At 42.5% G+C, this 11257-nt stretch carries 17 protein-coding genes; all 17 read left to right on the forward strand.

The window, feature by feature from the left end; genetic code table 11:
* Window positions 1-28: 28 nt before the first annotated feature.
* The 17 genes from infA to PLF31_00270 all read left to right on the forward strand — a co-directional run bounded on the left by infA (window position 29) and on the right by PLF31_00270 (window position 11117).
* Window positions 29-262, forward strand: coding sequence for a translation initiation factor IF-1 (infA, locus tag PLF31_00190; protein ID HRH25882.1), 234 nt, complete (start codon window positions 29-31; stop codon window positions 260-262).
* Window positions 263-276: 14 nt separating this feature from the next.
* Entirely contained in the window at window positions 277-393 is a 117-nt protein-coding gene (rpmJ, locus tag PLF31_00195) for a 50S ribosomal protein L36 (GenBank protein HRH25883.1), read from the forward strand.
* Window positions 394-429: 36 nt separating this feature from the next.
* The gene (rpsM, locus tag PLF31_00200) at window positions 430-807 is read left to right on the forward strand and encodes a 30S ribosomal protein S13 (protein ID HRH25884.1); all 378 of its coding nucleotides are present in this window, start codon (window positions 430-432) and stop codon (window positions 805-807) included.
* Between the two features lie 19 nt (window positions 808-826).
* A complete protein-coding gene (gene rpsK / locus PLF31_00205) occupies window positions 827-1276 on the forward strand; it encodes a 30S ribosomal protein S11 (protein ID HRH25885.1) in 450 nt (149 codons plus the stop codon).
* A 35-nt stretch (window positions 1277-1311) separates the two neighbouring features.
* Window positions 1312-1914, forward strand: coding sequence for a 30S ribosomal protein S4 (gene rpsD / locus PLF31_00210; GenBank protein ID HRH25886.1), 603 nt, complete (start codon window positions 1312-1314; stop codon window positions 1912-1914).
* A gap of 56 nt (window positions 1915-1970) precedes the next feature.
* A complete protein-coding gene (locus tag PLF31_00215; GenBank protein ID HRH25887.1) occupies window positions 1971-2939 on the forward strand; it encodes a DNA-directed RNA polymerase subunit alpha in 969 nt (322 codons plus the stop codon).
* Window position 2940: 1 nt separating this feature from the next.
* Window positions 2941-3291 carry a 50S ribosomal protein L17 gene (gene rplQ / locus PLF31_00220; GenBank protein HRH25888.1) on the forward strand — a complete coding sequence of 117 codons (351 nt, stop codon included), beginning with the start codon at window positions 2941-2943 and terminating at the stop codon, window positions 3289-3291.
* 9 nt (window positions 3292-3300) lie between these two features.
* The gene (locus PLF31_00225; protein HRH25889.1) at window positions 3301-3648 is read left to right on the forward strand and encodes an uL13 family ribosomal protein; all 348 of its coding nucleotides are present in this window, start codon (window positions 3301-3303) and stop codon (window positions 3646-3648) included.
* Window positions 3649-3657: 9 nt separating this feature from the next.
* On the forward strand, window positions 3658-4056 hold the full coding sequence (gene rpsI / locus PLF31_00230) for a 30S ribosomal protein S9 (protein HRH25890.1): 399 nt from the start codon (window positions 3658-3660) through the stop codon (window positions 4054-4056).
* Between the two features lie 87 nt (window positions 4057-4143).
* The gene (locus PLF31_00235; protein ID HRH25891.1) at window positions 4144-4911 is read left to right on the forward strand and encodes a hypothetical protein; all 768 of its coding nucleotides are present in this window, start codon (window positions 4144-4146) and stop codon (window positions 4909-4911) included.
* A gap of 155 nt (window positions 4912-5066) precedes the next feature.
* Window positions 5067-5393 (forward strand): hypothetical protein, encoded by a 327-nt coding sequence (locus PLF31_00240; protein ID HRH25892.1) that lies wholly within the window; start codon window positions 5067-5069, stop codon window positions 5391-5393.
* 149 nt (window positions 5394-5542) lie between these two features.
* Entirely contained in the window at window positions 5543-6169 is a 627-nt protein-coding gene (locus PLF31_00245; protein ID HRH25893.1) for a nucleotide exchange factor GrpE, read from the forward strand.
* A gap of 24 nt (window positions 6170-6193) precedes the next feature.
* Entirely contained in the window at window positions 6194-6538 is a 345-nt protein-coding gene (locus PLF31_00250; GenBank protein ID HRH25894.1) for a hypothetical protein, read from the forward strand.
* A 73-nt stretch (window positions 6539-6611) separates the two neighbouring features.
* On the forward strand, window positions 6612-8498 hold the full coding sequence (gene dnaK / locus PLF31_00255) for a molecular chaperone DnaK (GenBank protein HRH25895.1): 1887 nt from the start codon (window positions 6612-6614) through the stop codon (window positions 8496-8498).
* 221 nt (window positions 8499-8719) lie between these two features.
* Entirely contained in the window at window positions 8720-9775 is a 1056-nt protein-coding gene (gene dnaJ / locus PLF31_00260) for a molecular chaperone DnaJ (GenBank protein HRH25896.1), read from the forward strand.
* A 71-nt stretch (window positions 9776-9846) separates the two neighbouring features.
* The gene (locus tag PLF31_00265) at window positions 9847-10611 is read left to right on the forward strand and encodes a YHYH domain-containing protein (protein ID HRH25897.1); all 765 of its coding nucleotides are present in this window, start codon (window positions 9847-9849) and stop codon (window positions 10609-10611) included.
* Window positions 10612-10655: 44 nt separating this feature from the next.
* Window positions 10656-11117: a hypothetical protein gene (locus PLF31_00270; GenBank protein HRH25898.1), complete on the forward strand. Its 462-nt coding sequence runs from the start codon at window positions 10656-10658 to the stop codon at window positions 11115-11117.
* Window positions 11118-11257: the final 140 nt, after the last annotated feature.

Here is an 11257-nt window from a genome sequence, read left to right on the forward strand (position 1 = left end):
GATAGTATACATCGCACTGCCAAGACCAATGGATACCCAAGACAAAAAGACTCCGGCCGAAACACAAGGTATCGTGACGGAAGCACTTCCAAATACGCTCTTTAGGGTACGACTTGGTTCCGAGGAAGGCGAGGCTCAAGAGATTCTCGCATACCTCGCTGGAAAGATGAGGCTGAATAGGATCCGAGTACTCGTAGGAGACACGGTGAGCATTCAACTTGATCCGTACGGCGGCAAAGGACGTATTGTACGTCGCATGTAGCACGAAAAAACACAATGAAAGTAAAAGCATCAGTCAAAAAAATCTGCGCGAAGTGCAAGGTGGTCCGAAGAAAGGGCTACGTATATGTCATTTGCAGTGGAAATCCTCGCCATAAACAGCGTCAGGGATAGTTTATATATTTAAAGATAATTTTTTAATACAAGTTCATGAGAATCTCGGGTATCACACTTCCTGATAACAAGCGACTAGAAATCGCACTTACTGCTATTTACGGCATTGGTCGTCCACGCGCCCAAAAAATCCTAACTGAAGCTGGTGTTGCTTTTGGAATGAAAGCTACAGAAATTACTCCTGCTGACGAAAACAAGATTCGAGCACTTATCGAAGGTGTGAAAATTGAAGGTGACCTTAAGCGAGAAGTTTCTCAAAACATCAAGCGCCTTAAAGATATTAAGAGCTACCGTGGAATGAGACACTCTCGTGGTCTTCCAGTTCGAGGACAGAGAACAAAGACTAACGCTCGAACTCGTAAGGGTCCTAGAAAGACTATGGGAAGCGGACGAAAGAAGGCTGATAAGAAATAAAGCATAGCTAATAATTATTATGGGAAAGAAGCGAATTACAACTGATAAAAAAACTGAAGGCGTTAAGAAAGATGCGGCTCAAGAGCCTGCTGTTGCCGTTGCTGGAAAAAACAAGCGCCGTTCTATCGAAGGACCGACACTTCACGTTGACGCTACATACAACAACACTAAAGCTATGCTTTCTGACAAGAAAGGTAACGCTATTATCTGGTCTTCAGCCGGAACTCTAGGATTTAAGGGTGCTAAGAAAGGAACACCATTCGCAGCTGCAAAGCTCGGAGAGGTGCTTGCTGAAAAGGCACTTGAACTCGGAATCAAGGAAATTGATGTTATTATCCGAGGTGTAGGATCCGGCCGAGAATCAGCTGTTCGCAGCTTTATCGCCAAGGGTCTTTCTGTTAATACCATCAAGGACGTCACTCCGGTTCCTCACAACGGTCCAAAGCCTAAGAAGCCTCGTCGCGTCTAAGGCTTATTTATTAGCTACAGTATAGATCATCAGGTATGCAAATCCGCTCAAAATATAAAATCGCACGCAGAGTCGGCGCCCCTGTCTTTGAAAAGACGCAGACGCAGAAATTTGCTGCGCGAGAAGCTCGACGCGAGCGCCGAAATCCTTCACGAAGTGATTACGGTATTCAGCTCGTTGAAAAGCAGAAAGTTCGTTTTACATATGTAATTACAGCAAAGATGCTTGCTAAGTACATTAAGCAGGCACTTGCAAAGAAGTCTAACAATCCTCAAGAGCTCCTCTTTACAATGCTCGAAAATCGACTTGATAACGTTGTGTATCGAGTAGGATTTGCACCAACACGTCTAGCTGCACGCCAAATGGTATCTCACGGCCATGTCATTGTTAATGGACGAAAACTTAATATCTCTTCGTACCAAGTGAAGCAGGGAGATGTTATCGCTGTTCGACCACAAAGCATGGTATCAAGCAAGCTCTTTTCAAAACTTGAAGAGCGCCTTGCGACTGTTACTGTTCCAGGTTGGATTTCATACAAGAAAGAGGACGGTGCAGCAACAATTAAGGGCCTACCGAAGCTTGCAGAATCAGAGGTAATGTTTAACCTTGGCCAGGCAATTGAGTTCCATAGCCGTTAGTCTTGCGTTCGTCATAAAAGTGATGTATAGTCTTTAAAATAATTTTGCCCGCGTATATGCTTGATCAAAACATTGTTCTGCCTTCAAAACCACGCATCGTCCGTGAAGATGGGATGTCTGGTACCTATGAAATCGACGGTTTTTATCCTGGATACGGTCACACTATCGGAAACTCCCTACGTCGTATCATCCTAGCCTCAATCCCTGGAGCTGCTATTACTATGGTTCGGATCAAAGGTGCTGAACACGAGTTTTCTACACTTCCTGGTGTCAAAGAAGATGTTATTAACATCCTCCTCAATCTTAAGAAAGTACGAATGAAGGTTCTATCAAAAGAACCTCAAACACTTCGCCTTAAGATCAAAGGATCAAAGGAAGTTAAGGCTTCTGATATTGAAATTGTTGGACAGGTTGAAATTCTTACGCCTGACGCATACATCGCAACAGTAACTGACAAGAACACAGAACTCGACATTGAAATCACTGTTGAGCATGGTCTTGGATATGTTCCACGCGAAGTTCACAGAAAGGAGCGAGTTGATATCGGAACAATCTCACTTGATGCTATTTTTACACCCATCCGACGCGCATCATACGAAGTTGAAAACATGCGAGTTGGTGATCGAACAGACTTCAACCGACTACGAGTATTCATTGAAACAGATGGAACTCTTACACCACGAGAAGCGCTTGAATCATCAATCAACGTTATGATCCACCAACTTAAGGCTATTGTTGGCTTTAAGGAGGAATCAGAAGACGAAGCACGTGAAGTGAGTGATCTTGAAAGCGGAACAGAGAGCAAGGACAAGAAAGAAATTGATCCTGAATCTCTAAAGAACCGTATCGAGTCACTAGGACTTGGTGCTCGCACAATGAACGCACTTGCAAACGCAAATATTCGAACTGTTGGAGGACTTGCACGTAAGAAAGTCTCTGACCTCGAAGAAATTGAAGGACTTGGCTCAAAGGGAATCGTCGAAATCCGTGAAGCACTTGAGCACATGGGCATTTTCTTAAAATAATATGAATCACCACAAGAGAACTAGGAGTTTCGGATTGAGTAAAACACAGCGCGCAGCGCTCCTTCGTTCGCTTGCACGAAGTTTGGTTTCAAAGAGCAGAATTACTACTACCGAAGCAAAAGCAAAAGAACTCCGACCATTCGTCGAGAGGATTGTTACTAAGGCAAAAACTGATACACTAGCTAGCCGACGATACATCATCGAACGACTCGGTTCAGAAACAGGTGCTACAAAGCTTCTTAAAGAAGTTGGACCTAAGTATGCTGAACGAGCAGGTGGATACACACGCATTGTTAAGCTCCCTCAGAGAAAGTCAGATGGTAGCCCAATGGCAATAATTGAATTTGTATAAGAATTATATATGGAGAAATACACAATAAACGCCGAGGGAAAGAAGTTGGGACGAGTTGCCACAGAAGCTGCTAAGCTTTTGATGGCTAAAAATCATCCTGCATACGCAGCGAACGTTGTTCCTAACGTGCAAGTTGAAATCGTTAATGCTTCAAAAGCTGACATCTCAACTGAAAAGCTTCAAGCACGTTATCACCGTGCATACTCTGGATTTGCTGGAGGATACAAGGAAACAACATGGGAAATGACAGTTGCGAAAAAAGGATATGGAGAGCTCTTCAAGATAGCAATCGATGGAATGCTTCCAAAGAACAAGCTACGAGCGAAGATTATTAAGAACCTCACGGTTACAGAATAGTAATTTATTATGGCAGAAGGAACATACATACAGGCAGTAGGACGACGCAAGACATCAGTGGCTCGCGTTCGCATGGAAGAAGCTTCAAAGGCATCATTTATCGTAAATGAAAAGCCACTTGAAGAGTTTTTCCCAACAGCTATTCTCCAAAAGACCGTGATGTCTCCATTTACAGTTGGAAATGTCCCTGGAAAGTACAAGATCACTGTTAAGACAACAGGGGGTGGCGTAAGTTCACAAGCACAAGCTGTACGACACGGCATTGCACGAGCCCTTATTAAGCAAGATCCAGAACTCCGAAAAGTTCTTAAGGCTGATGGACTCCTCATGCGAGACCCTCGCTCAAAGGAACGCCGAAAGTTCGGTCTCAAAAAGGCCCGCAAGAGCCCTCAGTGGTCAAAGCGTTAGTCTCTACCTTCCACACAAAAAAACACTTCTTTTCAGAAGTGTTTTTTTGTGTGTGTTATTCTTTAATTATTAATCCTAAGCTTTTATATGAAAAGAGTTATATTTCTTTGTCTATTTAGTATCGCTTTGATACCTGCAGTAACAGTTGCCGCAAACAACTCAGTTGCAGTCAGTCCTGCACCATATCTTGCTGTTACAAGTCCATCTGGAGGGGAAATGTTTTATAAAAATAAAAAGATGACTATCACATGGGATCAGGCGGCTTTAAAGGGTACAAAGCTTGATCTTCAGGTCTATAATCCATATGGGAAAATTATTGTTAAAAAGGCAATAAAGATTAAAAAGAATCAGACATCAGGCGGTATCTCAATAAAACTACCGAAAAACAGTCCTACCAGTAACAACTACATGATCTACTTGTGTGATAAAAAAACCCCACACCCATACGACTCATCAAAACCACTTTGTGTATATTCTGCTGGTGAATTCACAATACAGGGAACTGGTAGTGACGCATTACCTCCTCTTGAAATACTAGATCTAGATGCAATTCCCAAAATTACCCCGGAACGTATTACTGTCCCATCTGGAACAACAGTAACTTTTAATTTTCAGTACCCCACAGGTACCGCTAGTGGTCAGTTATATTTGTATTGTCCAGCTGGATTAAGTGCATTTGTCGGTCAAACAAATGTTTGCAACACATACCAATACTTATTTGTTACTCAATCTGTGTATTCAGTTCGATTCGTAAATTCAACAAACCAAAGTATAAATGCAGTCCCAAACCTATATGGATTTGGTTCATATGTGCCAGCAGGAAAAGCATCTGGAGTGACTGTGTTACCACAATAGCGATCAATTCAACCACCTCACAAAAAACCGGTCTTCGATCGGTTTTTTGTGTACATAGTACTTTGACAAAATATATATTTGTTATATAATATTAACTTGATGACGCAAGCAATGGATGCTTGTATCAAACCTGTACCTTTAGAAGGGCGGATTGCATGCGAAGACTTCACGCTCCACTTCCCGATGGTTTGAAGAACTACATGCGTTGGTATGGTCCTGAACGATGGTTCCTGTGGTGTTTTTTGATCATCGCCATTTCAGGGCTAACCGGTTTCCTTATCCCAAAGGACTATGGGAATATGCTGATGATGATCGGGGTTGCAATTTTCCTAACTGCAGCCTCAGTAACATGTCAAAACCATTTCTCAAGAAAGCGGTTTTGTAGGTATTACAGTGAGATGACTGAGACCGTCCAAGAATCATCGGAAGTTGAGATTCGAAATATCGAACATCGTACTTCAGACATTGCACGGAGTAACTGATCCAGATTCAGAATGCATTGATGGAGGGGTTTAGAGGTAGTCACTTCGGTCATCATGCATTTCTGGGGCCTCGTCACATGTGTGTGACGAGGCTTTTTTATTTCCTAAAATATTGAACGAAGTGATTTTTTCTGTATAATACCTCCACTATGGATCCTAAAGATATTCCTCAAGAAAATACTGACGACGTTGTGTTTGACGTTGATGCTGAAGCAAACGACGAAAGCGTACTAAAGAAGGCAAAATTCCGCCCAAGTGCGTCACATGATGAAAGTGGAAGTCAGCCACTAGTAGACGAAATTGCTGAGCTAAAAGAAAAGAATAAAGTTCTTGCTGCAGAGAAACAACAATATCTTGATAGCTGGCAGCGTGCTCAAGCTGAGTTTATGAACGTGCGCCGAAGAGAGGAGGAGGAGCGCAAAGAATTTACAAAATATGCAGCTGAAAAAGTGATTGCAGATCTACTCCCAACACTTGAAAGTTTCTCTCTTGCTCGCTCGAACAAAGATGCATGGGACAAGCTCGATCCACAATGGCGTGCTGGTATGGATAGCGTGTATAACCAACTCGTTTCAACACTTAAGAAGCACGGGGTAGAGGAGGTTGACCCAATTGGAGAGCCATTTGATCCAAGTTTACACGAAGCTGTCACACAAATTCCCGTGACCGATAAAGCACAAGACCATACTATCGTGCAGGTAGTCCAGAAGGGATATAGTCTTAATGGTAAGCCAGTACGCATTCCAAAAGTGATCATTGGAAATTTTGAAGGGTAGAAAATAAATGGTATAATACTCAGAATGAATTCTCTGGTATCACAACGGTATGTAAAGATGATGACCGTCGAAAAGGCGGCCGGTACTTATGTTATTGGTTGTGTCTGTGAGCGCATAGACGGTATTGAGGTGTGTGTTTCTGAGCCTCGTATTATCCGTTTTGTTGCAAGAAGCGTTCACCAACACCTTCTTGCCGCACCTGAAGTTAAAGCACTACGTAAGGCTATTTTGAGCCTCCCAGGCCCCGTTGGGGCCGCACTCGCAGCAAGTCACGACTATATCGTTTCTCCTTTTTATTCTCATATTCCATCACTCCTTTCAGTTGATTTTGTACTAGCATCTCAAGGTCCTCGTCCTCCAACTCGATAACCATAGTTTTTAAGGTTCCGTACTAAACGGTGCCTATTTGTGCGTATTTATTTGTTTAAACTATTTTTACACTATGGCGAAAGTAATTGGAATTGACCTCGGAACAACAAACTCTGCGGTCGCAATAATGGAAGTTGGAGAACCAAAGATTCTGGATAACGCAGAAGGTGCACGAACAACTCCTTCGATCGTTGCTCAATCAAAAACTGGCGACAAGATCGTTGGACTACTTGCACGACGACAGGCTGTTACAAACCCACGTAACACTGTCTTCCAGATCAAGCGATTCATTGGACACAACTTCGATGAACCTATGGTTCAGAAAGATCTTAAGTCAGTACCATTCGAGATGCGAAAGTCATCTAATGGAGGTATTGAAGTGAAGATGGGTGAAAACTGGTACCGACCAGAAGAAGTATCAGCAATGATCATCCAGAAACTCAAGGCTGATGCAGAAGCTCGTCTTGGAGAAAAAATTACAGAAGCAGTCATTACCGTTCCTGCGTACTTTAACGACTCACAACGTCAAGCAACAAAAGATGCTGGAAAGATCGCTGGACTTGATGTGAAGCGAATCATCAACGAACCAACTGCGGCAGCGCTCGCATACGGATTCAACAAGAAAAAGGACGAGAAAATTGCAGTCTTCGACTTCGGAGGAGGAACATTTGATATCTCTATCCTTGAAGTTGGTGATGATGTAGTTGAAGTGAAATCAACAGATGGAGATGCTCACCTCGGAGGAAAGGACATCGACCAGAAGATTATCGGCTGGCTTGCTGACACGTTCAAGAAAGAAACTGGAATCGATCTCATGAAGGATCCTTTGGCAGTACAGCGATTGGACGAAGCAGCTGAAAAGGCAAAGATTGAACTTTCGACAGCCGTGCAGTCTGAAATCAACATCCCATTCATCTCATCAGGAACTGATGGCCCACAACACTTGCTTGTAACACTCACACGAGCAAAGCTTGAAGAACTCACCGCTGAATTTATCGAGCGAGCAATGCAAATCAGCAAACGAGCAATGGAGGCATCACCATTTAAGATCAATGAGATCAATGAGGTGATCCTTGTTGGAGGACAGACTCGAATGCCAGCGATCCAAAAGGCTGTGAAGGAATACTTCGGCAAAGAGCCACACATGGGAGTTAACCCTGATGAAGTGGTTGCAATCGGTGCTGCAATTCAAGGAGGAATCATCTCGGGAGACGTTAAAGACATTTTGCTTCTTGATGTTATTCCGCTCTCACTTGGTCTTGAGACACTTGGAGGTGTTGCGACAAAGTTGATTGAGAAGAACATGACCATTCCTGCTTCAAAGTCCCAGGTGTTCTCAACTGCTGCTGATAACCAGACATCGGTAGAGATTCACGTAGTACAAGGTGAACGAGCAATGGCAAGTGATAACAAGTCACTCGGACGATTTGTACTTGATGGAGTTCCACCAGCACCACGTGGTATGCCGCAAGTTGAAGTTACATTCGACATCGATGCAAACGGAATCCTAAACGTTAAAGCAAAAGACAAAGCTTCAGGAAAAGAGCAGTCAATCACCATCCAAGGTAGCTCTGGTCTTACAAAAGAAGATATCGAGCGCATGCAAAAAGACGCTGAAGCAAACGCTTCAACTGACCAAGCAAAGCGTGATCTTGTTGAAGCAAAGAACCTTGCTGAACAACTTGTATACACAGCAGAAAAAGCATTAAAGGATGCTGGAGATAAGGTTCCAGCTGATGTGAAAAGTGGGGTTGAAACAAAGGTTGCAGATCTTAAGAAAGCAAAGGAGGGATCTGATCTTCCAACGATCAAGAGTGCCACCGAACTCCTTTCAGGAGAATTACAGAAGATTGGCCAACACATGAACCAAGCAAACCAACAAGCAACTCCAGAAGCAGAAAACAAAGGAGACGCTGGTGAGGGAGCTTCGGGAAACGTTCGAGACGCGGAGACAAAATAACGAAAAGCCACACATATGTGTGCGGCTGACGGAGAGCAAATACTAAACCTTCTTTCGAAAGAAAAAGACCAGAGCCCCGACAGAGAACACAGCAGTCAGTCCGATAAACACAAGTCCCGTAAGAAGAGGGAAAGGGGTTGCTGCGAGGATAGCCATGTAGTCTCCTTAGAAAGAACCAGAATCATTCAATTCCACATTAACCACAAAGTCAAATAGCCCATATGGCCAAAGATTATTACCAAACCCTCGGCATAGACAAAAACGCGTCTCAAGACGAGGTTAAGAAAGCGTTCCGTAAACTAGCGCATAAGTACCATCCAGACAAGTCTGATGGTGACGCTGCAAAGTTTAAGGAGATAAATGAGGCGTATAGCGTCTTGTCTGACGATAAAAAGCGTCAGCAATACGATACGTACGGATCAGGTGGGCCAGGAGGTGGTGGTTTTGACTGGTCAAATATGGCAGGTGGCTTTGGTGGACAGGGAGTGGAATTTGATTTTGGTAATATCGGAGAAATATTCGGAGACTTCTTTGGTGGAGGAAGACAGCGTACAAAGCGTGGTCATGATATCTCAATTGATATTGAACTTACCTTTGAAGAGTCAATCTTCGGAACAGAAAGAAAGGTGTCGCTGAATAAAACGTCTGTCTGTGATACATGTAAGGGAACACGCGCTGCACCTGGAACAAACGTTAAGACATGTAGTACATGTAACGGTAAAGGAAAAGTGCAGGAAACACGCCAAACCTTTATTGGTGCCATGAGTAGTGTGAAGGTATGTACTGCATGTTCTGGAACAGGAAAGATTCCTGAAACTCCATGTGGAACATGTAAAGGAGCTGGAGTATTCAAGCGAACTGAAGACATTACCATCAAGATTCCCTCGGGAGTTGAAGATGGTGAAATGGTTCGACTACCAGGAGGCGGTGAAGCTGTAGCTGGAGGTCAGTCAGGTGACTTATATGCAAAACTTCATGTCGAAGAGCACGAGACCCTTCGAAAAGCCGGGAACAACCTGGTAACTGATCGCGCGATCAAACTTACTACCGCCATCCTTGGTGGCGAAGAAACCATTAATACACTTGATGGTGATATGGACGTGAAAATTCCTCAAGGAATTACTCACGGAGAAACGCTTCGGGTAAGAGGGAAAGGGGTTCCAATGGAATCTGGAAAGCGAGGAGATCTACTCATTAACATTGCAGTAGACATACCGGCAAAACTCTCCAAGAAAGCTTCGAAGCTTATTGAAGAATTAAAGGAAGAGGGAATCTAACAAACTATAGCCGCCGAAAGGCGGTTTTAGTTTTATAATTTGTGTAATGTATAAGTGGTATTATTATATCCATGAATAAATTCATTGCACTTATTGCTTTCTTATTCTTCTTTTCCTATTTTATTGTAAATGCACATCCGGGAAACACAGACACAGCAGGATGTCATACTTGTAAAACTAACTGTCCAAACTGGGGCTTAAGTTATGGTGAATACCACTGTCATAACAATAAAGGTGTTGCACAACCCTCTCATCCTGTGAGAAGTACTTACGGGGCAAGTGGAACCGGGTATACATCACCAGCACCTTATTACGCAGCACCTACCACTTATAATTGTCCCTCAATGTCTTCATATGATTTTCTATCAGGCAGTTGTAAATGTAATAGTGGTTATATTGTCTCTGAGGATTATTTAGGTAACGAATCGTGTGTAAATGCTAATTCATACTGCATGACTAAGGTTGACCTCATGTCTGAGTACAATAGTTTTTCTAATCAGTGTGAATGCAGAAGTGGCTATGAATTTGACGGGTTCTCATGTAAATACAAAAAATCTGCATTTAGTTCTCAATCTTACTCTACAGGAAATAACATAGTTTTTACAAAAAATTTAGATACAGTACAGATTAAAAAGTTAGAAAAAAAATATAATACTGAATGTAATAAAAATTTATCTTCAGAAAAATGTAGAGATGCACTTAGTGCATATACGGATGCGTTAGTAAATGCACCGTCAATTCAAAAATACGTTAAGAAAAATGGGAAAATACTTACATGTAAGAGTGGTACAAACGTCGATCGAATAAAAGAAAAATGTGTCAAACAAGAGCAATAAATTTGATTCAATTGTCTTCAACTATTTAATGCTAGTATTTACGTATGATCTCACTCATCGCTATTTGTATAGTCGGTATCACCGCTCTCGCAACATACTTTCTCTCTAACGGATTCGGTGTTGCGCTCTTTGCTGGTTTCTCTATAACCACCCTCGCATTCTCAGGATCACCTCTAATTGGATCGCTCGTGGATAATTTTGGAAGCGTAGAGACTCAAGAATACGCAGTAATTGGTTTGTTTTTGCTATTCAGCTTTGTCATTGCATATCTTCTTCGTGAATATATGACATCAAGGAGAACTCGTAGCTTCATCAGCCGTATCATCCTTGCAGTTGTTACAGGTATTGTTATCGGAGGACTTGCTATAATCCTTCTTCGAAATGTCCTAGGTGTCACACAAGTACTTTCAATACCTAATTCACTCTCTTCAATTACAGGTGGCGATTACGCAGTTCTATATTGGCTTGTTGCATCTCTACTCACGTCATACTTTGGTGCTAGATAACAAAATACTGTGACTAAGTCATAGTATTTTCTGTTGAGCATGTTCAAAGGTTAAAACCAATAACCCGATTAACACACCGAGAACTGTTGGAAGAACAATTAACGTTCCGGCAAAAAGTACCACACGGAGAATCATTTACG

Source organism: Candidatus Paceibacterota bacterium (genome assembly GCA_035438625.1).
Taxonomy (GTDB): Bacteria; Patescibacteriota; Minisyncoccia; order Phycocordibacterales; family DAORIS01; genus DAORIS01.